This is a genomic window from Mitsuaria sp. RG (genome assembly GCF_028369275.1).
Taxonomy (GTDB): Bacteria; Pseudomonadota; Gammaproteobacteria; order Pseudomonadales; family Pseudomonadaceae; genus Aquipseudomonas; species Aquipseudomonas peradeniyensis.
Map to the genome: position 1 here is coordinate 21799 of NZ_JAQMYQ010000025.1, position 25680 is coordinate 47478.

Below are 25680 nucleotides of genomic sequence, written 5' to 3' on the forward strand. Positions count from 1 at the left end.
GTTAGAACGAATGAGCATAGTCACTGTTGTTCTGTTCGATCATGGGACGGCGACGGATTCCCAGGCGTTGCATGGGGCCGACGAGTGGTAGTCTTGGTCTAATCCGTGCAAAGAACGACTTTCGCCATGCCCGAGCCAATCTCTCCCCGCCAGCGCCGCGCCCTGCACCTGGGCTGGCATTTCGTGCGCCCCTATCGCCGCCAGGCGCTACTGGCCTTGCTGGCGCTGGTGGTCACCGCCGCCATCACCCTGTCCATGGGGCAGGGCATCCGCCTGTTGGTCGACCAGGGGTTCATGACCGGTTCGGCGCACCAGCTCAACCAGACCATCGGCCTGTTCCTGCTGCTGGTGGTGGCGCTGGCGGTGGGGACCTTTGCCCGTTTCTACCTGGTGTCGTGGATCGGCGAGCGCTGCGTGGCCGATATCCGCCGGGCGGTATTCGACCACCTGATCGGCCTGCACCCGGGATTTTTCGAGGACAACCGCAGCTCGGAAATCCAGTCGCGGCTGACCGCCGACACCACCTTGCTGCAGTCGGTGATCGGTTCGTCGCTGTCGATGTTCCTGCGCAACGCGCTGATGGTGCTGGGCGGGGTGATCCTGCTGTTCGTCACCAACCCCAAGCTGACCAGCATCGTGGTGCTGGCCTTGCCCCTGGTGCTGGCGCCGATCCTGCTGTTCGGGCGGCGCGTGCGCAGCCTGTCGCGGCAGAGCCAGGACCGGGTGGCCGACGTGGGCAGCTATGTCGCCGAGACCCTCGGTCAGATCAAGACGGTGCAGGCCTACAACCATCAAGGGCATGACCAGGCGCGCTTCGCCGAGACCGTGGAGGCGGCGTTCGGCGTGGCGCGCCGGCGCATCGCCCAGCGTGCCTGGCTGATCACCCTGGTGATCGTGCTGGTGCTCGGGGCGGTAGGGGTGATGCTCTGGGTCGGCGGCATGGACGTGATCGCCGGACGCATCTCCGGCGGCGAGCTGGCCGCCTTCGTGTTCTACAGCCTGATCGTCGGCAGCGCCTTCGGCACCCTGAGCGAGGTGATCGGCGAACTGCAGCGTGCCGCCGGTGCCGCCGAGCGCATCGCCGAGCTGCTGGCGGCGCAGACGGCTATCCTGGCGCCGGCACGACCGCAGGGGCTGGCGCAGGGCCGTGCCACGGGTGACATCCAGCTGTGCGACGTGCGCTTCGCCTACCCGTCACGCCCCACTGCCGCTGCCATCGATGGCCTGAGCCTGCACATCCGCCCGGGCGAGACCGTGGCCCTGGTCGGGCCGTCGGGGGCCGGCAAGTCGACCCTGTTCGACCTGCTGCTGCGCTTCTACGACCCGCAGGGCGGCGCGATTCTGCTCGACGGCCAACCGATCACCGGGCTGGAGCCGGCCGAGCTGCGTCGCCAGTTCGCCCTGGTGGCCCAGCAGCCGGCGCTGTTCCGTGGCACGGTCGAGGCCAACATCCGCTACGGTCGGCCCGAGGCCAGTCTGGCCGAGGTCGAGGCGGCGGCGCGCGGCGCCCATGCCCATGAGTTCATCGCCCAGTTGCCCCAGGGCTACCAGACGCTCCTGGGTGAAGGCGGCGTGGGTTTGTCCGGCGGCCAGCGCCAGCGCCTGGCGATCGCCCGGGCGTTGCTGGTGGATGCGCCGATCCTGCTGCTGGACGAGGCCACCAGCGCCCTGGACGCGCAGAGCGAGCACCTGATCCAGCAGGCGTTGCCGCAGTTGATGGCCGGGCGCACCACGCTGGTCATCGCCCACCGCCTGGCGACGGTGCAGCATGCCGACCGCATCGCGGTGATCGACAAAGGCCGACTGGCGGCAGTCGGCAGCCATCGACAATTGATCGAGCAAAGCCCACTCTACGCACGCCTGGCCGCGCTGCAATTCAACCCGGCCTGAGCGGCTTGGTTGTCGCTGTTTTGTAACAATTCTGTAGCAATTGCCTGAGACTATCTGCCTCGGCGGTTGCGCAGGTGCTCGCCCTGGCTGCCATCGCCCGATGGCGGCTTTTTTGGGGCCAGCGAACGAGGACAAGGATGCCTCCGTCGGCGGTGCCGTCGCGCGCCGTTTTCCCTCTTCCTTGTTCCGAGATCCGCAATCTTGCGTAAATCCCTCAGAGTGCAAATTCTCTCCCTGCTCGGTGGCAGCCTGGTGGCGATCCTGCTGATCGCCCTGGTGTGTTTCCAGTTCCTGTCGTCCAGCGTGCGCGGCTATGCCGAGCTGGTGGACGGGCCGTTGCGTGCCTCGCAACTGATCGACGAAGCCAACCTGCAGTTCAAGATCCAGGTGCAGGAGTGGAAGAACGTGCTGCTGCGCGGTCGCCAGCCGGCGGAGCTGGACAAGTACTGGCAGCAGTTCCAGAGCCGCGAGCAGCAGGTGCAGCAGTTGCTGGGGCAATTGATCGACAGCAGTGAGCCGGCGCTCAAGGCGCGCCTGGAGCAGCTCAAGGCCAGCCACCGGCAGCTGGGCTCGGCCTATGAGCAGGGACGCCAGGCGTTCCTGGCCGCCGGCGGCGACCCGGTGGCGGGCGACCTGGCGGTCAAGGGCGTGGACCGGGCCACCAGCGACCAGATGAGCGCGCTGGTGGAGCAGTTGCGCGCCGACGCCCACGGGCGTGCCGGCGCCATCAGCGCCAGCGCCGAGCGCACGGTGTGGCTGGGCGTGCTGGTGATGCTGGGCTCGGCCGTGCTGGTCGGGCTGTTCAGCCTGTGGCTGGTCAATCGCAGCCTGGTCGAGCCGATTCGCCAGCTGATCGACTATGTCGCCCAGCTCAGCCAGGGGCGTTTCGCCGCCCGCGTCGACAGCCGCCGCGAGGATGAACTGGGGCGCCTGGCGCTGGCCGCCAACACCCTGCGCGACTTCCTCGCTGACACCGTCGGCCGCCTCAAGGACAACGCCGAGGAGCTGGAAAGTGCCAGCGGCCGGCTGCGCAGCATCGCCGGCGACATGGCCCATGGCACCCACGACCAGTTCCAGCGCACCGACCAGGTCGCCACGGCCATGCACGAGATGTCGGCCACCGCCCAGGAAGTGGCGCGCCACGCCGCCGACGCCGCCCGCGCCGCGGACGAGGCCGACCACAGCGCCCAGGCCGGCGAGCAGGTCATGCAGCGGACCATCGATACCATTGCCGTGGTCAACCGCGAGATCGCCGGTACCGCGACGGTGATCCGTCACCTGGAACACGACAGCACGCGGATCGGCAAGGTGCTCGAAGTGATTCGCGGCATCGCCGAGCAGACCAACCTGCTGGCGCTCAACGCCGCCATCGAGGCCGCCCGTGCCGGCGAGGCCGGGCGTGGTTTTGCGGTGGTGGCCGACGAGGTGCGCAGCCTGGCCCAGCGCACCGCGGCGTCGATCGCCGAGATCCACCAGATCATCGAGGCGGTGCAATCGGGCGCGGTGGAGGCGGTCAAGGCCATCGAGAGCGGCCAGCAGCGCAGCGAGGAGGGCGCCGAGCAGGTGCAGCAGGCCGGGCAGATGCTGCAGCGCATCACCACGGCGGTTGAAGCGATCCGCGACATGAACCGGCAGATCGCCACCGCCGCAGAGGAACAGACCAGCGTCGCCGAGGACATCTCGCGCAACCTGGTCGAGATCACCCGCATCGCCACCGCCAACCAGGAGGCCGTGCAGCACACCGAGCAAGCCGGGCAGCGCCTGCATGGGTTGTCGGGCCAGTTGGGCGAAGTCACTTCCCGCCTCACTGCCTGACAAGCCTGCACGATCCCTGTGTAGGAGCGGCCTTGTGCCGCGAACGGGCCGCAAAGCGGCCCCGGCTATTTTCGCCATGGCGCTGATATCCTGGGGCTGCTGCGCAACCCTTTCGCGGCACGAGGCCGCTCCTACAGGCGTTCGGGGGAAAACCGCCATTCCTCAGGCAAAGTACCCATCCATTTGGCGGATTGCCGCCAACCCGCCCCTGCCAAGCCCACTGCGCCATTGGCCCAGGCCAACCTGGCACACTCCCTGCTTTACGGCGCTCCGGGCCACGGCCCGAGGCGATCGTGCCCCGATTTCGCAAGACTCCTGCTGACCAGAACAACAACATCCGGGCGTGCACGCCGGGGGCAACGACTGCCAGTCCTTCACTTCAATTGGATTGAGCTAATGAAAAAAATCCTGCTGACGCTCCTGTGCCTGAGCGTCATCGGCTGCTCCAAGCCCGCGGAGCCACAGAAGTCCGTCGATGTCCTGCTGATCGGCGGCGGCATCATGAGTGCGAGCCTGGGGACCTACCTCACCGAGCTGGAACCGAACTGGAAGGTCGACGTCTACGAGCGCATGGACCAGGTCGCCGAGGAAAGTTCCAACGCCTGGAACAACGCCGGCACCGGCCACTCGGCGTTCTGCGAGCTGAACTACACCAGCGTCGGCAAGGACGGCAGCATCGACATCAGCAAGGCGGTCAACGTCAACGAGCAGTTCGAGGTGTCCAAGCAGTTCTGGGCCTACCAGGTCGAGCAGGGCGTGCTGAGCAACCCGCGTTCGTTCATCAACAATGTGCCGCACATGAGCTTCGTCTGGGGTGACGACAACGTCGCCTTCCTGCACAAGCGCGTCGAGGCCCTGCAACACAGCTCGCTGTTCCGTGGCATGGAGATCACCGAGGACCACGAGCAGATCCGCAAGTGGGTGCCGCTGGTAATGGAAGGCCGTGATCCCGGGCAGAAAGTGGCCGCGACCCGCATGGCCATCGGCACCGACGTGAACTTCGGCGAGATCACCCGCCAGCTGTTCGCCTCCATGACCCGCAATCCCAATGTGCAGCTGCACCTGAGCCATGAAGTGCGCGACATCGTGCGCAACGACGATGGCAGCTGGAATGTGGTAGTGGCCGACCTGGCCAACGGCGGCAAGGCGTCTTCGGTCAAGGCCAGGTTCGTCTTCATCGGTGCCGGTGGCGGCGCGCTAAAGCTGCTGCAGAAGTCCGGTATTGCGGAAGCTGAAGGCTATGCAGGCTTCCCGGTCGGTGGCCAGTTCCTGATGACCGACAACGCTGACCTGGTTGCCCGCCACAAGGCCAAGCTGTACGGCAAGGCCTCGGTCGGCGCGCCGCCGATGTCGGTGCCGCACCTGGACACCCGGGTGATCGATGGCAAGGAAGTGCTGCTGTTCGGTCCGTTCGCGACCTTCTCCACCAAGTACCTCAAGCACGGCTCGCTGCTGGACATGTTCAGCTCGCTGACCACCCACAACATCAGCCCGATGATGCATGCCGGCATCGACAACATTGACCTGAGCACCTACCTGATGGGTCAGCTGATGCTCAGTTTCGATGACCGCATGGCGGCCCTGCGCGAGTACTTCCCCAACGCCAAGAACGAAGACTGGAAACTGCTCCAGGCCGGCCAGCGCGTGCAGGTGATCAAGAAGGATCCCGAGCACGGTGGCGTGCTGCAGTTCGGTACCGAAGTGGTGGCCGCCGAGGACGGCAGCATTGCCGCGCTGCTAGGCGCTTCGCCCGGCGCCTCGACCGCCGCGCCGATCATGCTGAGCGTGCTGGAGAAGACCTTCAAGGATCGGATCAAGAGTGCCGAGTGGCAAGCCAAGCTCAAGGAGATCGTGCCGACCTACGGCCAGAAGCTGAACAACGACCTCGAGCTGACCAACAAGACCCGTGAGTGGAGCAGTGCGCGCCTGCAACTGCTGTACGTGCCGGTGTTGCCGGAGTAACCGTGTGAGCTGAGCGTGGGAGCGGCGCCAGCCTGTAGGAGCGGCCTTGCGCCGCGAAAGGGCCGCAAAGCGGCCCTGGCGATCTTTGCAACAACGCTGAAATCCCGGGGCTGCTGTGCAGCCCTTTCGCGGCACAAGGCCGCTCCTACAGGGCCCAGTGTTGCCTGATGCAGGGCGCCACCTGGCCTTTTCGCAGGCAACAAAAAACCCGCTCGAAGCGGGTTTTTTGCGGGATATGGTCGGAGAGACAGGATTCGAACCTGCGGCCTTCTCGTCCCGAACGAGACGCGCTACCTGGCTGCGCTACACTCCGATGTCCAAAATGCTACTGCATCGCTTTTTTCAACGCAACCCCTTGTTGCAAAAAGGAGTTGCGCTAAAAAGCGGGACTGGATCACAGCTCCTTGACGGTGCGGATCTGGTCCTTGTTGATGCGCGTGCGCTTGCCGTCGAGCTGCTCGAATTCGTAGAAACCGGAATCGTCGTCATAGGATGGGGTGTCCACCGCCTGGATCTCGCGGCCGTCGTTCAGGGTGATGACGGTTGGCGAGGCGCAGCCGGCGAGGGCGCCCAGGCCCAGGGCAAGCAGGAAGGCGGGAAGGGTCCGTTGGATCATCGTGTTTCTCCAGTGCGATGGTGCTAGATGTCATTAAGACGCAGGGCGTCCACGCAAGTTCCTTGCACAGTGCAGCATAGCGCCATCGCGGCGGCATTGACCAAGAACAACGCCGCGGGCGGCCTGTGATATAACAGCGCACATTCCCAGTTACCCTGCGACGGACTCCCATGAAAGCCAAGGCAGATACCCCTTTCGTTGCGCTGAACATCGCCGTGCTGACGGTCAGCGACACCCGCACCTTTGACACCGACACCTCCGGCCAGCTGTTCGTCGATCGCCTGAGCGCCGCCGGCCACCGCTTGGCCGAGCGGGTGCTGCTCAAGGACGACCTGTACAAGATCCGCGCCCAGGTCGCGACCTGGATCGCCGACGACCAGGTGCAGGTGGTGCTGATCACCGGCGGCACCGGTTTCACCGGCCGCGACAGTACCCCGGAAGCCGTGGCGTGCCTGCTGGACAAGCAGGTCGAGGGCTTCGGCGAGCTGTTCCGGCAGATCTCGGTGGCCGATATCGGCACCTCCACCGTGCAGTCCCGCGCCCTGGCCGGGCTTGCCAACGGCACCCTGGTCTGCTGCCTGCCGGGCTCGACCAACGCCGTGCGCACCGGTTGGGACGGCATCCTTGCCGAGCAGCTGGACGCCCGTCATCGGCCGTGCAATTTCGTGCCGCACCTGAAGCAGGCGGCGGCCTGTGACAGCCGTGGCTGAGGTGGCCCGGCCCTTGATGCCGGTGGAAGAGGCCCTGGAGCGCCTGCTGGCGCTGGCCGACACGGCGCCCATCGCCGAGACCGAACAGGTACCGCTGGCCGAGGCCGAAGGGCGGGTCCTGGCCCATGAGCTGGTGGCTGGCCTCGACCTGCCGCCGTGGCCCAACAGCGCCATGGACGGCTACGCGCTGCGCCTGGCCGACTGTCAGGGCGAACCGCTGCGGGTGACCCAGCGCATCTTCGCCGGGCATGCACCACAGCCCCTGGAACCTGGCACCTGCGCACGGATCTTCACCGGCGCGCCGCTGCCGGAAGGTGCCGATTGCGTCGAGATGCAGGAAAACACCGAGGTGCTCGAGGATGGTCGGGTGCGTTTCCTCGAACCGCTGGCGCTGGCGCAGAACGTTCGCCCCAAGGGCCAGGAAACCCGTGTCGGCGAACAGGTGATGAGCGCCGGCACGCGGCTGGGCCCGATCCAGCTCGGGCTGGCCGCGACCCTGGGTTTCGGCACGCTCGAAGTGCGGCGTCGGCCCCGGGTGGCGGTGCTGTCGACCGGCGACGAACTGGTCGAGCCGGGCCTGGCCCTGGGCCCCGGGCAGATCTACAACAGCAACCGACGCCTGCTGGTCAGCTGGCTGCAACGCCTGGGCTGCACGGTGGTCGACGCCGGCATCCTCCCGGACGATCTCGAGCGCACCCGCCAGTGCCTGGGCGGGCTGGGCGATGTCGACCTGATCCTGTCCACCGGAGGCGTGTCGGTGGGCGAGGCCGATTTCCTCGGCCTGGCCCTGCGAGAGGCGGGCGAGCTGGCGCTGTGGAAGCTGGCGATCAAGCCGGGCAAGCCGCTGACCTTCGGCCATTACCAGGGGGTGCCGGTGATCGGCCTGCCGGGCAATCCGGCCTCGACCCTGGTCACCTTCGGCCTGCTGACCCGGCCCTACCTGCTGCGTCGAATGGGCGTGGCCCATGTCGCGCCGCTGCGCTTCAGCGTGCCGGCGGGTTTCGACTGGCCCAAGGCCGGAACGCGCCGCGAGTACCTGCGGGCACGCATCGAGGACGGTCGCGTGCGCATCTACAAGAACCAGAGCTCCGGCGTGCTGCGCAGCGCGGCATGGGCCGATGGCGTGGTGGAAGTGCTCGAAGGCACGACGCCGCAACAGGGCGATGCGGTGACGTTCATTCCGTTCAGCGAGCTACTTGGCTAGCACGCCGCCGGCGGCTGCGGCGCCGGCCGGCGCCAGCTGGGTCAGGCGCATGTGCACGTTCTCCAGCTGCTGGGCGGCGACGCTCCAGTCATGACGCTGGCGGGCGAACTGGCGCCCGGCCTCGCTGAGCTGGCACATGCGCCATGGTTGGTTGAGCAACTGGGTGACCAGCAGCGCCAGCTGGCCGCTGTCGTCGCTGCCCAGGTAGTGCTCGCCGTTGTTCATGGCCAGGCCCGAGGCGCCCTTGCTGGTGGTGATCACCGGCAACCCGGCGGCCATGGCTTCGAGGATCTTCACCTTGGAGCCGCCGGCGTGGCGCAGCGGCGCGAAGAACAGTGCCGAGCGCCGTTGCAGCTCGCGCAGATCGGGGCGATAGCCCACCCACTCGATACGCGGGTCGTTCCAGTGCAGCTTCCAGCTGGCCGGCAGGGCGTGGCCGGCAATGGCCAGGCGCACCGCCGGATTGCTCATCCACACCTGAGGCAGGATCTCTTCCAGCGCCCATTCGATGGCCTCCAGGTTGGCGCCGTACTCGAAATTGCCGACGAACAGCAGACGCTGGCTGTGCGGCGTGGGGCGAACCTCCTGGTAGTGGTCGCAGTCCACGCCATTGACCACCACGTTCACTGGGCGCCCGCTGATCTGGCCGATAAGCTCGGCATCATGGGCGCTGACCGCCACCACCTCGGTGGGCTGGCGCAGCACTCGCTGCTCCCAGCGCCGGTAGCGCCAGCGGTCGAAGGCGTTCAGCGGCCGTAGCCACAGGGGCAAGCGGTCGTGGCAGGCGGCGCCCATCACCGATTCCAGGTAGTGCTCGCTGAGCATGTAGGGCAGGCCACGGGCCTGCAAGGCCTTCTCGAACGGCTGGAAACTGTAGCTGTGCTCGATCTGGATCACGTCCCAGGGTTCGTCCAGCAACTGCTCGAAGCGGTGCCTCAGGCAGGGCGCCAGGCCATTGATGATGGCCCGCATGGGGTAGTCGATGATGGGCGAGGCCAGCAGGTTCAGCGGGCTGTGCAGCGCGCGCCGGGGCAGCACCACCAGGCGCTCCACCAGCGGCTCCAGGGCCTCGCGCGCCGCGTCGCTCAAGGGTACCTTGGACTGCACCAGCAAGGTGATCCGGTGGCCATGCTGCGCCAGGGCGCGCAGCAGGTGGTATTGCCGGGTCTTGCTGCCGCTGGTGGTGGGCCAGGGCAGGTAGGGCAGGGTCCAGAGTATGCGCATGAGCCCGAATCCTCGCGGTTGGCCGGGTGTCGGCCCTGGATGGCAAAACGCGCCCTCTGGCAGTCAAGCAGGTGCTGCTGCTGCCGGGGCGCGTCCATAGATATCAGTAAAGCGTACGATGTCGTCTTCGCCCAGGTATTCGCCGCTCTGCACCTCGATCATCACCAGGTCGATGACGCCGGGGTTGGTCAGGCGGTGGCTGCGTCCGGGCTTGATGAAGGTCGACTCGTTGGTGTCGAGCAGAAACTCCTCTTCACCGTTGGTCACGCAGGCCATGCCGCTGACCACGATCCAGTGCTCGCTGCGGTGATGGTGCATCTGCAGCGACAGCGATTCGCCGGGGCGGACCATGATGCGCTTGATCTTGAACCGTGGCCCTTCCTCGAGCACGGTGTACAGGCCCCAGGGGCGGGTCACGGTGCGGTGCAGGCGGTAGGCGTCGTGGCCCTGGCGCTTGAGTTGCTGGGCGATCACCTTGACCTCCTGGCTGCGCGCGGCATCGGCGATCAGCAGGGCGTCGGGGGTGTCGATGACGATCAGGTTGTCCAGGCCCACCGCGCCCACCAGCCGACGCGGCGAGTCGATGTAGCAGTTGCTCACGTCATGCAGCACGGTTTCGCCGTTGCAATGATTGCCCTGGCTGTCGGCCGGGCGCAGCTCGCGCACCGCTTCCCAACTGCCGATATCACTCCAGCCGATGGCGCAGGGCACCACGGCCACCTGGGTGGAGGGCTCCATGAGTGCGTAGTCGATGGAGATGTCGGGGGCCTGCGCGAAACTGTCGGCGTCGAGTTCCACCTGCTGGCCGCACGTCCCCTCCTTGAACAGGCTCTGCGCCAGGCAGTGGGTCACGGTGTGCAGCACCTCGGGGGCATGGGCCTGCAGCTCCTGCAGCACGGTGCCCGCGCGCAGGCAGAACATGCCGGCGTTCCACAGGTGCCGGCCTCCGTCCAGGTAGGCCTGGGCGGTGTCGGCGTCGGGCTTTTCGACGAAGCGGGCCACCCGATAGCCGTCGTTACCCAGTACCTCTCCTTGTTCGATGTAGCCGAAGCCGGTTTCGGCGCGGGTCGGCAGCAGGCCGAAGGTGGTCAGCCAACCTTTTCCGGCCAGGGCCATGGCCCGCTGGACGGCCGCCTCGAAGGCGCCCTGGTCCTGGATCAGGTGGTCGGCGGGCAGCACCAGCAGCAGGCTGTCCTCGCCATGCAGGCGGGCGCAGTGCAGCGCCGCGGCGGCGATCGCGGGGGCGGTGTTGCGGCCGAAAGGTTCGAGGATGAAGTCGAGGGCGATACGCTGGGTACTGACCTGGCGATACTCGTCCTGGGTACGGAACACCACTTCGCGGTTGGTCACCGTGAGCACCCGTTCGACGCCGGGCAGGCTGCTGGCGCGGCTGAAGGTCTTCTGCAGCAGGCTCATGCCATCGGGCAGGCGCATGAAGGGCTTGGGCATGGCCTCGCGGGAGACCGGCCACAATCGGGTACCGGCGCCGCCAGCGATGATGCAGGGAATCAGAACGCTCATAGTCACAGCCTCGAATCAGGGCGCCGGGGGCAGCGCAATGCAAGGAAATCACGACCTGTCAGGCGTCTGGCGGCACAAAGTCAATAAAATGACTTTTCGAGTCGGCTTCGTCCGTGATGGCCAAATATTTGTCAGATGATGCACCTGTGGCGGCCGGCTTTCAATGGTATTTGTGTGAGGCGGCGGTTTTTCGGCGTCGCCGGGAGCAATCTGCTCGTCGCAGTGGTCGAGATTGCGGTAGGGCATTTCTATTCGGGGAGAACGGCATGAGCGAGCGCAAGGCACTGTTGATCCTGCATGGCAAACAGGCCGGCAACGACGAGGTGCGAGCCGCGGTGGGCCAGCTGCGCGAGCGGGGCTGGACCCTGGACGTGCGGCTGACCTGGGAGGGCGGCGACGCCCAGCGCCTGGTCGGCGAGGCCCTGGCCGCAGGCTATGGCCAGGTGGTGGCCGGTGGTGGTGACGGCACCTTGCGTGACGTGGCCGAAGCGATGGGTCTGGCCGCGACCCAGGTCAGCCTGGCCCTGTTGCCGCTGGGCACCGCCAACGACTTCGCCAGGGCGGCCGGCGTGCCCCTCGAGCCGCAGGCGGCTCTTGACCTGCTGGAGGTGCCGGCGCGGCCGATCGACCTGGGGCGGGTGGGTGACCAGTTGTTCCTGAACATGGCCACCGGCGGCTTCGGCAGTCAGGTCACGGCCAACACCTCGGAAGACCTGAAGAAAGTGCTCGGCGCGGCGGCCTACCTGTTCACCGGCCTGTCACGCTTCAGCGAACTGCAGGCCGCCTCGGTGGAACTGCAGGGCCCCGGTTTCCAGTGGCAGGGCGAGTTGCTGGCGCTGGGCATCGGCAACGGCCGCCAGGCCGGCGGCGGGCACGTGCTGTGCCCGGAGGCGACGGTGGACGACGGCCTGTTGGACATCGGCATCCTGCCTGCGCCACAGGAGATGGCCGGCGCCCTGCGCGACCTGTTGGCCGGCGACGGGCTGTTCGTCCGTGCGCGGTTGCCATGGGTGGAAATCAAGGGCGCCCAGGGGCTGGACATGAACCTCGACGGCGAGCCGCTGCAGGCCGCCAGCCTGCGCTTCGAGGCCATGCCACGAGCGTTGCGCGTGCACCTGCCGACGGACTCGCCGCTGCTCAGTCGTCCAGGCTGATGATCTTCTCGCGCACGGCGAACAGCACCAGCCCTGCCACGTCGTAGATCTGCAGGCGCTTCATGATCTGCGAGCGGTGGGTCTCCACGGTCTTGATCGACAGGCCCAGGCCGGCGGCGATCTCCCGGGTCGACTTGCCGCGCACGATCAGGCGCAGGATCTCCAGCTGACGCCCCGTCAGGTTATGACCTTCGCTGCTCGGCTGGCGGCCGTTCTGCGCGCGTAGCAGGGCCTGGTTGATGACGGTGTGGGCGATGGCCGGGCTGAGGTAGCGTTCGTCGTTGCGCAGCGCGGTGAGCGCCTGTTCCAGCTCGGTGGCCGTGGTGTCCTTGAGCAGGTAGCCGTGGGCGCCGCTTTCCAGGGCGCGCATGATCATTTCCGGGTCGGTGTGCATCGACAGGATCAGGACCTTGCAGGTGCAACCGTTTGCGCGCAATTGCGTGAGCGCGTCGAGACCGCTGGTCGAACGCATGGAAATGTCCAGCAGGACGATGTCCGGCGCCAGGCGCAGGACGTGGTCCAGAAGCTGGCTGCCGTCGTCGGCCTCGCCGATCACGGTGTAACCGGGGATGTCCGATACCAGTGCCCTGACGCCTGCGCGAATCAGGGAGTGGTCGTCCACCAGCAGTAATCTACAGGTCATCGGGGGCAGGGGTCCTGGCGCGTTCTTGGCTGCGGGGTGGCCATGGAAAGAGGGCTTCGATCTGGGTGCCTTGGCCGGGCTGGCTGGTGATGGTCAGGCTGCCTCGCAGGGCGGTCACCCGCTCCTGCATGCCGGCCATGCCGCGCTGGCCGTAATCCGCGGGGGACTGGGCCGGCACGAAGCCGCCGCCGTCGTCGTGGATTGACAGGGCAAGGCCGGCCGAGGTGCGTTGCAGGCGAACCACCAGGTTGCGGGCACCGGCATGGCGCAACATGTTGGTGACCGCCTCCTGGGTGATGCGGAAGGCGGCCATGGCCACCTCTTCGCTGATGCCGCCCAGGCGCTGCTTGCATTCCAGGCTCCAGTGCACCTCGGTGTTTTCCAGGGTGCGCAGCAGATGCGCGCGCAGGCTCGCCTCCAGGCCCAGGCTGGCCAGCTGGCGCGGGTTGAGAATGGTGGAAACGTCGCGCACGTTGCTCAGGGTCAGGTCCAGGGTGCTGCGCAGGGTGCTGCAGTGCTCCTGCAGCTCGGCCGGTACCCGGCGTTGCAGCCAGTCGACCTGCAGCTTGGCGGCGGTCAGCAGCTGGCCGATATCGTCGTGCAGCTCGCGGCTCAGGCGCTGGCGCTCGCTCTCCTGCACCTTGAGCATGCGCGTGGCCAGTTCCGCCGGGCGCAGGCTGATCGAACGCGCCCAGTGGCGCAGGTGCCAGCCGACGCCGAGCATAGCAAGCAGTTGCAGCAGCAGCAGGCTGGCCGACAGGGGCTGGGTGCTCAGGTATACCACCAGGTTCGCCGCCAGCGATGCAACGCACAGCAGTGCTGTCGTCCAGCGCAGCAGGGCAACGCTGGAACGGCAACGCTGGAGAAACTTCAAGCGTGGGAGCATAGATAGGGAAGCCACTGAATTATAGCGGTTAGGGGCATTGCACACGTCTGACCAGGGGTTTTACCGCCCCGCTTGCAATCAAGTGCGGAATGCGGATCCAATCGCCCGATAACCTGGGCGCGCATGTTCGAGTGGGCGCATATTATCACTTTGATTGAATTTGGTCGCGGGGGGATAACTGCTTGAAACCTCGTATTTTCCGGGCTGTGGCGGGCCTGGCGGTCGAGGGCTTGGCTAGCAGAGTGCCATTATTAAATGATGTTTCCAGTGCGCGCAGGGCAACTAATAATCCCGCTTCGCAAAAACATTTGGAAAAACTTGTCCAACTTTGCAAGTTTCATCCTGAGCCGACCTTAGTTGTGACTCAGTTGGCTGCATTTAATGTTGCCGGTCGGGCGAGTCGATGCCGGTGCTTGCCGTATGAGGGTGGGCGCAGTACACCCCTGTCTGCTGGCAGTCCGCGCACAGCTGCGTGGACGGCTGGCCCAGGGAGGTGGCCAGTTCGCCCAGCAGCAGCCGTTGTTCGTCGGTGTCCATGCCTAGCTGGCCGGTCTGCGGGTCCAGCAGCTCCAGTTGCCAGTCGAGCAGGGTCAGGCAGGCGTCCAGTGCGGGCAGGCTGCTGCCGTGCAGGTGCTGCTGGGCACAGGTGGGCGCGAGCAGCTTTTGCAAGGCGAACGCATAGTGGGCGACCTCGAGCAGGCCGAGCGCGTCGGCACGGCGGGCCAGGGTATCAAGTGCCGTGGTGAGACTGTGGCAGGCGTCCGGGTCGTTGGCGATCAGTTCCAGGTGCTGCAGGCATTCCTGGGATCGGGCCAGCAGGACCTGTGCGTCCTGCAGAAAGGCCGCCACGGCGGCGTTGTGCAGTGGTGTGCTATCCATCATGGCGCCCCGTGGTCAGGGATTGGCCGTACCAAGATGATCGCTCGCAAAAGCCTGACTCCGTTCATGCAGTGAGAATGGCGTCACATTAATGGCTAATGGATATTGCGAACATCAGGTTGCACCCGATTGCTACTAGGGGATTCCCTGATGAGGATTCAGGTGGGTCGTTCGTTGCGAGCGACGGACGCGGCGGGATGTGGCAGCAGTAAAGCATGATGGTAAAGTGATATCAATCACCCGGCGCGGCTTTTTCCATCAGGGGTCAAGCTGCGCGCGCATCCGCCGATACAGGGGGATGCATCCACTTTTCCCGACTCAAGCCTGGGGGCTTTCCAATGGCTGGCATTCTCGACACGGTAGACCAACGCACGCAACTGGTGGGTGAGAACCGCCTGGAAATCCTCATGTTCCGCCTGGCCGGCCGACAGTTGTTCGCCATCAACGTGTTCAAGGTCCAGGAGGTGCTGCAACTGCCCAAGCTGACCCTCATGCCACAGCGCCACTCCTTCGTCTGCGGCGTGGTCAACCTGCGTGGCCAGACGCTGCCGGTGATCGACCTGTCCCAGGCGATCGGCATGCGCCCGCTGCAGCCTGGGCCGGACAGCACCATCATCGTCACCGAGTACAACCGCTCGGTGCAGGCATTCCTGGTGGGCGGCGTTGATCGTATCGTCAACATGAACTGGGAAGCCATCATGCCGCCACCGGCCAGCGCCGGTCGCCAGCACTACCTCACGGCGATCACCAAGGTCGACGAGAAGCTGGTTGAGGTCATCGACGTGGAGAAGGTGCTGGCCGAGATCGTGCCGTACAGCGCCAAGGTGTCCCGCGACAAGCTGGAAGATCCGGTGCTGGCCCGTGCGCGTGGCCGCGAAGTGCTGCTGGTGGACGACTCCAGCGTGGCCCTGGCGCAGTTGCGCGACACCCTGTCGCAACTGGGGGTGAAGCTGCACGTGGCCAGTGACGGCCTCAAGGCCCTGCGCCTGCTCAAGGGCTGGGCCGACGCCGGGGAGAATGTCTGCGAGAAGCTGCTGATGATCTTCACCGATGCCGAAATGCCCGAGATGGATGGTTACCGGCTGACCACCGAGATTCGCAACGACCCGCGCCTGCGCGGCCTCTACGTGGTGCTGCACACCTCGCTGTCGGGCAGCTTCAACGAATCGATGGTCAAGAAGGTCGGCTGCGACAACTTCCTGTCCAAGTTCCAGCCCGACCGCCTGGTGGATGTGGTGCGTCAGCGTCTGAACATGGATCACGCCTAGGTGTAAGCTTGGTTTTTCCATGGAAACCAGGTGAGCAGGGATGTTTCTGAGTGCGTTGTATCGATACCCGGTGAAATCGGGGCGGGCCCAGGGCCTGCAAGCGTCCGCGGTCGGCAATCTGGGCCTGGACGGTGACCGCCGCTGGTTGGTGGTGGAGGAGGAGAATGGCCGCTTCCTGACCCAGCGGGCCTGGCCCCGGCTGGGGCAGGTTGGCGCCGATTATGGCGAGCAGGGCCAACTGCTGCTCCAGGCGCCGGGGCGGGCACCCTTGGAGGTGCCCGTGCCGCCTGCCGACGACGCCCTGCGCGGCGTCACCATCTGGCGCGATACCTTGCGCGTGCCCGATGCCGGCGATGCCGCCGCGGCCTGGCTCAGCGAGCTGCTGGGCAAGCCAGTAAGGCTGGTGTACTGCCCCGAGCAGCGGGCCCGCTACCTGCCCAGCGGCTACGGCCTGAACAGTGACCGGGCAGCCTTTCCCGATGGTTTTCCATTGCTACTGATCGGTCAGGCCTCGCTGGATGAGCTGAGCCGTCGGGTCGGGCGCCCCATGGAGATGCTGCGTTTTCGCCCGAACCTGGTGGTCGAGGGGGCCGAAGCCTTTGCCGAGGACCGCTGGAAGCGTATCCGTATCGGCGACATGACCTTTCGCGTGCTCAAGCCGAGCGTGCGCTGCATCCTCACCACCCTCGATCCCGCCACGGGCGAGCGCAGCCCGGACCGTGAGCCGTTGACCACGCTCAAGACGTTCCGTGAGAAGGAAGGGGATGTGCTGTTTGGCCAGAACCTGGCGGTGGATGGCGAGGGGGAGCTTAAGGTGGGGATGGACGTCGAGGTCCTCGAATAGAGCCATCGCGGGGCATGCCCGCTCCCACGTTGCGTGGGCGCGGGCTGATGGCGTCCCGATCACATATCGTCGAAATACCGCTCATGCCAATCCACCAGCGGCTGCGGTGAATTGAGCTTCTGCCCGTAGATGACCGAATACGACAGCACGTTCTGCACGTACTGGCGCGTCTCGTCGAACGGAATCGACTCGACCCACACATCGAAGCTCAGGTGCTTGGCGCCCTTGAGCCACTGGCGCACGCGCCCGGGGCCGGCGTTGTAGGCGGCCGAGGCCAGCACGCGGTTGCCGTTGAACTGGCCGTGCACCTGGCTCAGGTAGGCGGCGCCGAGCTGGATGTTCTTGTCCGGGTTGAATACCTGGGCCGGCGAGGCCAGCGGGATACTGAACTTGCGTGCGGTCTCCTTGGCCGTGCCCGGCATCAGCTGCATCAGGCCGCTGGCGCCGACGCTGGAGCGGGCGTCCTCCATGAAGGCGCTTTCCTGGCGGGTAATGGCGAATACCCAGCTCGAATGCAGGCCGCGGACCTTGGCTTCGCGCACCAGGGTGTCGCGGTGGGCCATGGGGAAGCGGATGTCCAGGTCGTCCCAGTACTGGGCCTGGCTGATGGTGCGGATGGCCGGGAAGTACCAGCGCATGTCATAGGCCAGGCGGGCCTGGGCGACCATCTCGTCACGGTTGAAGTGACGGCTGACGTGGTACCACTCGCGGCGTCCCTCGACGATCTGGCCGCGGGCATGGAACTCCAGGGCGCGACGCACGCCCGGGGTATTGCGGACCTTGTTGATCACCGCCTGGCTGAGCGCCAGCGGCTTGTTGTTCAACTGGTAGGGCGTCTGCGCCCGGTCGGCGGCGAGGAAACCATAGAAGTCGCGCTCGCGGGCGACGGTCTTGTACAGCAGCGGGACCTGCGGGTTGTTCGGCTGGGCCAGCTCCAGGCTGCGCGCCTGCCAGTACTTCCAGCGGTTGCTGCTGGCCAGGTCCTGGGGCAGGCGTTTGGTCAGCTCGTAGGCGTCCTCCCAGCGGCCCAGGCGCAGCAGCAGGCGCAGGCGCCATTCGCTGACGGTGTTGTCGCGCAGCTCGGGGTCGTAGCGGGTCATCAGGTCGAGGGCGCGCGGGTCGTAGCGCCGGGCCAGGGTCAGGCCGATCTCGCGGGCGATGGCGACTTTCTCGTCACGGGAGAAGTGCATGCGCTGGGCGTAGTCGTCGAGCAGCGCCATGGCCTGCTCGGGGTCCTGGCGGGCCAGACGGCGCAAGCCGAGGCTGACCACGTCGGACATGGCCTCGTTGACCGGGGTGAAGCGCGACGGCTGGTTGAGCAGCTCGGGCTTCTGCGCCACGTCGATCAGCAGCTTGCCCTGGGGGCCGAGGGTGGTGAGGGTCTTGACCAGGCTGCTGGCCAGGCCGTAGTTGCGTGCCTGGGCCGCCAGCTTGGCGCGCTGCCAGCGCTTGGCCTCGGTCAGCTGGCCTTCGGCCGCCCACATGGAAAACAGGGTATCGCAGGCGGTGGGCTGCGACTTGCCGACGTTCCACAGCTTGTCGGCGGTGGCGAAGCCTTCGGCGCGCAGGCCATGGGAGAGCTGGTACTGGCCGTTGAGGCAGTCCAGTTCGGTGAAATTGAGCTTGGGGTCGTAGTAGCGGGTGAAGGTGTTCCACTCGCCGCGCTCGGCCAGCCAGCGCAACCAGCGCAGTTTCATCCAGTTGGCCTGGGGCAGGTCGCCGTGGGCCTTGAGGAAGCCCTCGATCTCCTCGTTGCTGGCGCTCTTCAGGCGGGCGGTCAGCTCGTCGTAGGTGAGGTAGGGCGTGAGCGGATAGTCGCGCAGCGCCTGCGCGTAACGCAGGTAAGGGCCCTTGTCGCCCTTGGCCAGGGCGCGCTTGGCCTCGTCGTAGTACTGACGCTGCTGGGAAATGTCGATGGCCTGTGCGGCGCTCGCGGCGGTGGCGGTGAGCAGCAGGCAGGAAGCAATTTGTAACAGGCGGCTGCGCATGATACGTCCGGGCAGTAGAACCATGGAAAGTGACGGCGGAGCCAGCACTGTTGGGTATTACTGCCTAGCTTAGCCGTTTGCCGGTGGCCGGTGAAAGCACTGTGCTTGTATCGAGTTGTTATCCGACGCCCTGCTGCCGGCGATGGGCTTTTGATGCCGTGAAGGGTCAAGTCAGGTAGAATGCGCGCCCGGTTTTTGGAGATGATCATGACCCTGCTCAAATTCAGCGATGTGTCCCTCGCCTTCGGCGCCATGCCGCTGTTGGACAAAGTGTCCTGGCAGATCGCCCGTGGCGAGCGGGTGTGCATCATCGGCCGCAACGGCACGGGCAAGTCGAGCATGCTGCGCCTGGTCAAGGGCGAGCAGAAGCCCGACGACGGTGATATCTGGCGCGCGCCAGGGCTGAAGATCGGCGAACTGCCACAGGAACTGCCGGTGGCCGACGAGCGCAGCGTCTTTGACGTGGTGGCCGCGGGCCTGGATGGCGTGGGCGAGCTGCTGGCCGAGTACCACCACCTGAGCCAGAACATCCACGGCGACGAGGACCTGGAAAAGCTCATGCACGTCCAGCACGAGTTGGAGGCCCGCGACGGCTGGCGCCTGCAACAAGTGGTGGAAAGCACCCTGAGCCGCCTGCAACTGCCGGCCGACAAGACCCTGGCCGAGCTCTCCGGCGGCTGGCGCCGTCGCGTGTTGCTGGCCCAGGCGCTGGTGTCCGAGCCCGACCTGCTGCTGCTCGACGAGCCGACCAACCACCTGGATATCGGTGCCATCGCCTGGCTGGAAGATGCCCTGAACGGCTTCAACGGCGCGGTGCTGTTCATCACCCACGACCGTTCCTTCCTGCAGAACCTGGCCACGCGCATCCTTGAACTGGACCGTGGCGGGCTGATCGACTGGAACGGCGACTACGCCAGCTTCCTGGTGCACAAGGAGGCCGAGCTTGCCGCCGAGGCCACCGCCAATGCGCTGTTCGACAAGCGCCTGGCCCAGGAAGAAGTGTGGATCCGCCAGGGCATCAAGGCCCGGCGTACCCGCAACGAAGGCCGTGTGCGTGCGTTGAAGGCATTGCGCGTGGAGCGCGGCGAGCGCCGTGAGCGCCAGGGCAAGGCGAACATCCTTATCGAGGTGGCGGACAAGTCCGGCAAGCAGGTGATGGTGCTGGAGGACGTCAGCTTCGCCCACAAGGATGGTCCGAAACTGGTCAAGGACTTCTCCATGGTCCTGCAGCGCGAAGACCGCATCGGCCTGCTCGGCGCCAACGGTACCGGCAAGACCACCCTGCTCAAGCTGATGCTGGGTGACCTGGAGCCGACCAGTGGCAAGGTCGAGCGCGGCACCAAGCTGGAAGTGGCCTACTTCGACCAGATGCGCCATCAGCTGGACCTGGAAAAGACCGTCATCGACAACCTGGCCGAAGGCCGCGATTTCATCGAGATCGATGGCCAGAACCGCCATGTCCTGAGCTACCTCGGCGACTTCCTGTTCAGCCCGCAGCGTGCGCGCACGCCGGTCAAGGCGTTGTCCGGTGGCGAGCGTGCGCGCCTGCTGCTGGCCAAGCTGTTCAGCAAGCCGGCCAACCTGCTGGTGCTGGACGAACCGACCAACGACCTCGACGTCGAGACCCTGGAGCTGCTCGAGGAAGTGCTGTCCAACTACAAGGGCACGGTGCTGATGGTCAGCCACGACCGGGCCTTCCTCGACAACGTGGTGACCAGCACCCTGGTGTTCGAGGGTGAGGGGCGTGTGCGCGAGTACGTGGGCGGCTACGAGGACTGGATCCGCCAGGGTGGATCGCCGAAGCTGCTGGGCGTGACCGAGAGCAAGAGTGGCAAGTCCGAACTCAACAGTGCGGTGGTGGCCAAGCCGGTGGAAGAGCAGGCGCCTGCGGCCGTCGCCGCGCCCGCTGCCGATGCCAGCAAGAAGAAGCTCAGCTACAAGCTGCAGCGCGAGCTGGAGGCGTTGCCAGGGCAGATCGATGCGCTGGAGCGGCAGATTGCCGAGGTGCAGGAAGAGGTCGGCGCCTCGAACTTCTACCAGCGTCCGATCGATGAAACCTCTGCGGTGCTGGCCAAGCTGGAGAAGCTGCAGGGCGAGCTGGACGTGCTGGTGGAGCGCTGGGCCGAGCTGGAAGGCTGAAATGCATCGCGGGCCAAGCCCGCTCCCACGCAGCCCTGTCTGACGGGCTTTGTGGGAGCGGGCTTGCCCCGCGATTACTGGCTTACTCGGCCTTCTTCTGCAAGCGCACCGCCAGTACATCGCACGGCGCGCCGTGCAGCACGTCATTGGCTGTGGAGCCCAGCAGCAGCGCCAGGCCATGGCGGCCATGGCTGCCGACCACGATCAGGTCGCAGGCTTGTTTCTTGGCAAGTTCATGGATTTCCTGGCGCGGTTGGCCATAGACCAGATGCGAGTCACCTCGCTGGATGTCCGGGTACTTGTTGAACAGGCGCTCCATGCGCTCCTTGGCCTGGTCGAACTGTTGCTGCTGCAACTGCGACAGGTCCATCGGCACGTCGCCGCCGAAGGCCATGGCCATGGGTTCGACGATATGCACCAGGGACACCTTGGCGCCACTGGCCAGGGCGATGGTCTTGGCCCGCTTGATCACCGGGTCGCATTCTTCGGTCAGGTCGACGGCGACCAGAAGATGTTCATAGGACATGTGCAGTACTCCTGACAATCGCGATAGTAGAAGTATGGTCGCTTTCGGGCCGGGCGTTCGTGAATCCTGGATAACCCGCTCATTTGCAACGCTTTATAAGGTCTACAGATATGACGGTATGGCTGGTGGTGTCAATCCTTGCGCTGATGCTCAGCCCGCTGGCCTGGCTGCGCCAGTCGCGCAAGCAGGGTGAGCAGATGAGCCTGCGCCTTGAAGGCCGGCGCATGGGCCTGGCCATGCAGCTGGCGCCGCAGCAGTGGCCGCACTGGCTGGAAAAGGAGCCGCCCAGCCCTTGTCCGCAATACCACCGGGCGCGGCGCAAGGGCCGCGAAGACTGCTGGTGCTACTGGCAGATCACCCCTGGCGTGTGGTGGAACCAGTGGCGCGAGCCCTGCGAGGACCCGCGCCTGGCCGAGGTCTTTGCCCGCCTGCCGGAAACCGTCTACAAGGTCGAGGCCGACCGGCGCATGATCGCCCTGTACTGGAGCGAGCGGGGCGATAAATCTGTTTTGCAGGATATTGCCCAGGCCCTCGATACCCTCGCCTGAACCTGGCCAACGCAAAACGGCGCGCAGGAGCAACCATGCTCTTGCGCGCCGTTTTGCGTTCTGCAGCGCAGAAAAAGGCCAGGCAGGCCGGAAACACTTTCATGCAGCCCCAGTGTAGCCATCGTTGGCGGATGCGTTTAGAAAAAACGCCGTCCGCGGTCGGTGATGGTCTATCGCTGACATGAATGGTCGGCGATCACTGTCATCAGTTTTCGTACCCGGCGGGTAGAAGATGACTGGAAAGTCGCGTTTTCACGGTGTTCGCGAGCATTTGACAACGCCGTTCATTTCGGAGAATGTGTGCACACCCAAGTCAAACGGGCGTATGAATTGAGCGTTTGTATGTCAGACGGCTCTTACAGAATCCCGATTAGCGCGTCGACGGGTGTGCCTGGGGCGAGGGACCGGTAGACCGGCTCTTGCACCAGCGTTCGACGTGTACTGTTCAGCTTCCATATCGTGGAGATCAGTTGATGATTTACGAAGGTAAAGCCATCACGGTTAAGGCTCTTGAAAGCGGCATCGTCGAACTGAAGTTCGACCTCAAGGGTGAGTCCGTCAACAAGTTCAACCGTCTCACTCTGAACGAGCTGCGTCAGGCCGTGGACGTGATCAAGGGCGATGCCTCGATCAAGGGCGTGATCGTCAGCAGTGGCAAGGACGTGTTCATCGTCGGCGCCGACATCACCGAATTCGTCGACAACTTCAAGCTGCCCGAGGCCGAACTGGTCGCCGGCAACCTGGAAGCCAACCGCATTTTCAATGACTTCGAAGACCTGCAGGTGCCGACCGTTGTCGCCATCAACGGCATCGCCCTGGGTGGCGGCCTGGAGATGTGCCTGGCCGCCGACTACCGGGTCATGTCCAGCAGCGCCAAGATCGGCCTGCCGGAAGTCAAGCTGGGCATCTACCCAGGCTTCGGCGGCACCGTGCGCCTGCCGCGCCTGATCGGCTCGGACAACGCCATCGAATGGATCGCCTCGGGCAAGGAAAACCGTGCCGAGGACGCCCTGAAGGTCGGCGCCGTCGACGCCGTGGTCGCCCCCGAGCTGTTGCAGGCCGGTGCCCTGGACCTGATCAAGCGCGCCATCAGCGGCGAGCTGGACCACAAGGCCAAGCGCCAGCCCAAGCTGGAAAAGCTCAAGCTCAATGCCATCGAACAGATGATGGCGTTCGAGACCGCCAAGGGCTTCGTCGCCGGCCAGGCCGGCCCGAACTACCCAGCGCCGGTCGAGGCCATCAAGACCATCCAGAAGGCTGCCAACTTCGGCCGTGACAAGGCCCTGGAAGTCGAAGCCGCAGGCTTCGCCAAGCTGGCCAAGACCTCGGTCGCCGAGAGCCTGATCGGCCTGTTCCTGAACGACCAGGAGCTCAAGCGCAAGGCCAAGGCCCACGACGAGATCGCCCACGACGTGAAGCAGGCCGCCGTGCTCGGCGCCGGCATCATGGGTGGCGGCATCGCCTACCAGTCGGCGGTCAAGGGCACGCCGATCCTGATGAAGGACATCCGCGAGGAAGCCATCCAGCTGGGCCTGAACGAGGCCTCCAAGCTGCTCGGCAAGCGCGTCGAGAAGGGTCGCCTGACCCCGGCGAAGATGGCCGAGGCACTGAATGCCATTCGCCCGACCCTGTCCTACGGCGATTTCGCCAACGTCGACATCGTCGTCGAGGCCGTGGTCGAGAACCCGAAGGTCAAGCAAGCGGTACTGGCTGAAGTGGAAGGCCAGGTGAAGGAAGATGCCATCCTGGCCTCCAACACCTCGACCATCTCCATCAACTTGCTGGCCAAGGCACTCAAGCGTCCGGAAAACTTCGTCGGCATGCACTTCTTCAATCCGGTGCACATGATGCCGCTGGTCGAAGTCATCCGCGGCGAGAAGTCCAGTGAAGTGGCTGTCGCCACCACCGTGGCCTACGCCAAGAAGATGGGCAAGAACCCGATCGTGGTCAACGACTGCCCGGGCTTCCTGGTCAACCGCGTGCTGTTCCCGTACTTCGGCGGCTTCGCCAAGCTGGTCAGCGCCGGCGTCGACTTCGTGCGCATCGACAAGGTCATGGAAAAGTTCGGCTGGCCAATGGGCCCGGCCTACCTGATGGACGTGGTCGGCATCGACACCGGCCACCACGGCCGCGACGTGATGGCCGAAGGCTTCCCGGACCGCATGAAGGACGACCGTCGCTCCGCCGTCGACGCCCTCTACGAGGCCAACCGCCTGGGCCAGAAGAACGGCAAGGGCTTCTATGCCTACGAGACCGACAAGCGCGGCAAGCCGAAGAAGGTCGCCGACGCCAGCGTGCTCGACGTGCTCAAGCCGGTCATCTTCGAACAGCGTGAAGTCAGCGACGAGGACATCATCAACTGGATGATGGTGCCACTGTGCCTGGAGACCGTGCGTTGCCTGGAAGACGGCATCGTCGAGACTGCCGCCGAAGCCGACATGGGCCTGGTCTACGGCATCGGTTTCCCTCCCTTCCGTGGTGGCGCGCTGCGCTACATCGATTCGATCGGGGTCGCCGAGTTCGTCGCACTGGCCGACAAGTACGCCGACCTGGGGCCGCTGTACCACCCCACTGCGAAGCTGCGCGAAATGGCCAAGAACGGCCAGCGCTTCTTCAACTGAGCGCCCAACGAGCTAGAGCGAGAATATTGATATGAGCCTGAATCCAAGAGACGTGGTGATTGTCGACTTCGGTCGCACGCCGATGGGCCGTTCCAAGGGTGGCATGCACCGCAACACCCGTGCCGAGGACATGTCCGCGCACCTGATCAGCAAGCTGCTGGAGCGCAACGACAAGGTCGATCCGAAGGAAGTCGAGGACGTGATCTGGGGCTGCGTCAACCAGACCCTGGAGCAGGGCTGGAACATCGCCCGCATGGCCTCGCTGATGACCCAGATCCCGCACACCTCCGCCGCCCAGACCGTCAGCCGCCTGTGCGGTTCGTCCATGAGCGCGCTGCACACCGCCGCCCAGGCGATCATGACCGGCAACGGTGATGTGTTCGTCATCGGCGGTGTCGAGCACATGGGCCACGTCAGCATGATGCACGGTGTCGACCCGAACCCGCATATGTCGCTTCATGCGGCAAAAGCCTCGGGCATGATGGGCCTGACTGCCGAGATGCTGGGCAAGATGCACGGGATCACCCGTGAGCAGCAGGATGCCTTCGGCATGCGCTCGCATCAGCTCGCCCACAAGGCGACGCTCGAAGGCAAGTTCAAGGACGAAATCATCCCGATGCAGGGCTATGACGAAAACGGCTTCCTCAAAGTCTTCGACTACGATGAAACCATTCGCCCGGACACTACGCTGGAAAGCCTGGCGGCCCTCAAGCCAGCTTTCAATCCGAAAGGTGGTACGGTAACGGCGGGCACTTCGTCGCAGATCACCGATGGCGCATCGTGCATGATCGTCATGTCCGGGCAGCGTGCCATGGACCTGGGGATCCAGCCATTGGCGGTGATTCGCTCCATGGCGGTTGCTGGCGTAGACCCTGCAATCATGGGCTACGGCCCGGTCCCGTCGACGCAGAAAGCCCTCAAGCGCGCTGGTCTGACCATCGCCGACATCGACTTCTTCGAGCTCAACGAAGCTTTCGCCGCACAGGCCCTGCCGGTGCTGAAAGATCTGAAAGTGCTCGACAAGATGAATGAGAAGGTTAACCTGCACGGCGGCGCCATCGCCCTGGGCCACCCGTTCGGTTGCTCGGGGGCGCGGATTTCCGGCACCCTGCTCAACGTCATGAAGCAGAATGGCGGTACCCTGGGCGTCGCCACCATGTGTGTCGGCCTGGGCCAAGGCATCACCACTGTCTTCGAACGCGTCTGATCGCGTTGCGGGACAGCAGCCGGGGCCATGTGCCC

The 25680-nt window shown here is 65.4% G+C and carries 20 protein-coding genes and 1 tRNA gene; 12 read left to right on the forward strand and 9 right to left on the reverse strand.

The features are described 5' to 3' along the window. Positions 1–126: 126 nt before the first annotated feature. From POF53_RS15200 to mqo, 3 genes are all read left to right on the forward strand, one after another. Complete coding sequence (locus tag POF53_RS15200) at positions 127–1890, forward strand: ABC transporter transmembrane domain-containing protein (RefSeq protein ID WP_232856036.1); 1764 nt, start codon at positions 127–129, stop codon at positions 1888–1890. Positions 1891–2109: 219 nt separating this feature from the next. Then, complete coding sequence (locus POF53_RS15205; RefSeq protein WP_498968345.1) at positions 2110–3705, forward strand: methyl-accepting chemotaxis protein; 1596 nt, start codon at positions 2110–2112, stop codon at positions 3703–3705. Positions 3706–4101: 396 nt separating this feature from the next. Beyond that, positions 4102–5667: a malate dehydrogenase (quinone) gene (gene mqo, locus POF53_RS15210; protein WP_203647470.1), complete on the forward strand. Its 1566-nt coding sequence runs from the start codon at positions 4102–4104 to the stop codon at positions 5665–5667. Positions 5668–5903: 236 nt separating this feature from the next. Here the strand turns inward: mqo and POF53_RS15215 are convergent. Beyond that, a tRNA-Pro gene (locus POF53_RS15215) sits at positions 5904–5980 on the reverse strand. Between the two features lie 81 nt (positions 5981–6061). Continuing rightward, entirely contained in the window at positions 6062–6283 is a 222-nt protein-coding gene (locus tag POF53_RS15220) for a YgdI/YgdR family lipoprotein (RefSeq protein WP_023632528.1), read from the reverse strand. Between the two features lie 170 nt (positions 6284–6453). Here POF53_RS15220 and moaB point away from each other — a divergent pair, with 170 nt between their 5' ends. Together moaB and POF53_RS15230 are read left to right on the forward strand one after the other, a co-directional pair. Continuing rightward, positions 6454–6993: a molybdenum cofactor biosynthesis protein B gene (moaB, locus tag POF53_RS15225; protein ID WP_046856412.1), complete on the forward strand. Its 540-nt coding sequence runs from the start codon at positions 6454–6456 to the stop codon at positions 6991–6993. Positions 6994–7009: 16 nt separating this feature from the next. After that, positions 7010–8197: a molybdopterin molybdotransferase MoeA gene (locus tag POF53_RS15230; RefSeq protein WP_267967195.1), complete on the forward strand. Its 1188-nt coding sequence runs from the start codon at positions 7010–7012 to the stop codon at positions 8195–8197. Here the strand turns inward: POF53_RS15230 and POF53_RS15235 are convergent. Beyond that, a complete protein-coding gene (locus tag POF53_RS15235; RefSeq protein ID WP_110738539.1) occupies positions 8186–9421 on the reverse strand; it encodes a glycosyltransferase family 4 protein in 1236 nt (411 codons plus the stop codon). The genes POF53_RS15230 and POF53_RS15235 overlap by 12 nt on opposite strands. Before the next feature lie 63 nt (positions 9422–9484). Further along, entirely contained in the window at positions 9485–10942 is a 1458-nt protein-coding gene (locus POF53_RS15240) for a mannose-1-phosphate guanylyltransferase/mannose-6-phosphate isomerase (protein WP_232856039.1), read from the reverse strand. Positions 10943–11208: 266 nt separating this feature from the next. Between POF53_RS15240 and yegS the strand changes: the two genes are divergently transcribed. Beyond that, positions 11209–12096, forward strand: coding sequence for a lipid kinase YegS (yegS, locus tag POF53_RS15245; protein WP_203647468.1), 888 nt, complete (start codon positions 11209–11211; stop codon positions 12094–12096). Here yegS and POF53_RS15250 read toward each other — a convergent pair. From POF53_RS15250 to POF53_RS15260, 3 genes are all read right to left on the reverse strand, one after another. Then, positions 12080–12739, reverse strand: coding sequence for a response regulator (locus POF53_RS15250; protein ID WP_203647467.1), 660 nt, complete (start codon positions 12737–12739; stop codon positions 12080–12082). The two genes, yegS and POF53_RS15250, sit on opposite strands and share 17 nt — an antisense overlap. Then, positions 12729–13625, reverse strand: a complete 897-nt coding sequence (locus POF53_RS15255) for a sensor histidine kinase (RefSeq protein WP_110738535.1) — start codon at positions 13623–13625, stop codon at positions 12729–12731. The genes POF53_RS15250 and POF53_RS15255 overlap by 11 nt, the downstream gene beginning before the upstream one ends. A gap of 378 nt (positions 13626–14003) precedes the next feature. Beyond that, complete coding sequence (locus POF53_RS15260) at positions 14004–14504, reverse strand: histidine kinase (RefSeq protein ID WP_110738562.1); 501 nt, start codon at positions 14502–14504, stop codon at positions 14004–14006. 338 nt (positions 14505–14842) lie between these two features. On the opposite strand from POF53_RS15260, the gene POF53_RS15265 reads away from it, so the two are divergent. Beyond that, entirely contained in the window at positions 14843–15772 is a 930-nt protein-coding gene (locus tag POF53_RS15265; protein ID WP_050704823.1) for a chemotaxis protein CheV, read from the forward strand. 40 nt (positions 15773–15812) lie between these two features. Then, a complete protein-coding gene (locus POF53_RS15270; RefSeq protein WP_232856040.1) occupies positions 15813–16616 on the forward strand; it encodes an MOSC domain-containing protein in 804 nt (267 codons plus the stop codon). A 59-nt stretch (positions 16617–16675) separates the two neighbouring features. On the opposite strand, the gene POF53_RS15275 is transcribed toward POF53_RS15270, so the two are convergent. After that, entirely contained in the window at positions 16676–18604 is a 1929-nt protein-coding gene (locus tag POF53_RS15275; RefSeq protein WP_232856041.1) for a transglycosylase SLT domain-containing protein, read from the reverse strand. Positions 18605–18811: 207 nt separating this feature from the next. Between POF53_RS15275 and POF53_RS15280 the strand changes: the two genes are divergently transcribed. Continuing rightward, complete coding sequence (locus POF53_RS15280; protein WP_232856042.1) at positions 18812–20743, forward strand: ATP-binding cassette domain-containing protein; 1932 nt, start codon at positions 18812–18814, stop codon at positions 20741–20743. A gap of 82 nt (positions 20744–20825) precedes the next feature. Here the strand turns inward: POF53_RS15280 and POF53_RS15285 are convergent, their stop codons facing one another. Beyond that, positions 20826–21269: a universal stress protein gene (locus tag POF53_RS15285; protein WP_186733471.1), complete on the reverse strand. Its 444-nt coding sequence runs from the start codon at positions 21267–21269 to the stop codon at positions 20826–20828. A 110-nt stretch (positions 21270–21379) separates the two neighbouring features. Here POF53_RS15285 and POF53_RS15290 point away from each other — a divergent pair, with 110 nt between their 5' ends. The 3 genes from POF53_RS15290 (at position 21380) to fadA (ending at position 25645) form a co-directional block, all read left to right on the forward strand. Next, the gene (locus POF53_RS15290) at positions 21380–21817 is read left to right on the forward strand and encodes a hypothetical protein (protein WP_203647461.1); all 438 of its coding nucleotides are present in this window, start codon (positions 21380–21382) and stop codon (positions 21815–21817) included. A 473-nt stretch (positions 21818–22290) separates the two neighbouring features. Next, the gene (gene fadB, locus POF53_RS15295; RefSeq protein WP_050704828.1) at positions 22291–24438 is read left to right on the forward strand and encodes a fatty acid oxidation complex subunit alpha FadB; all 2148 of its coding nucleotides are present in this window, start codon (positions 22291–22293) and stop codon (positions 24436–24438) included. Positions 24439–24469: 31 nt separating this feature from the next. After that, positions 24470–25645, forward strand: coding sequence for an acetyl-CoA C-acyltransferase FadA (fadA, locus tag POF53_RS15300; RefSeq protein WP_232856043.1), 1176 nt, complete (start codon positions 24470–24472; stop codon positions 25643–25645). The last annotated feature ends 35 nt before the right edge of the window (positions 25646–25680 follow it).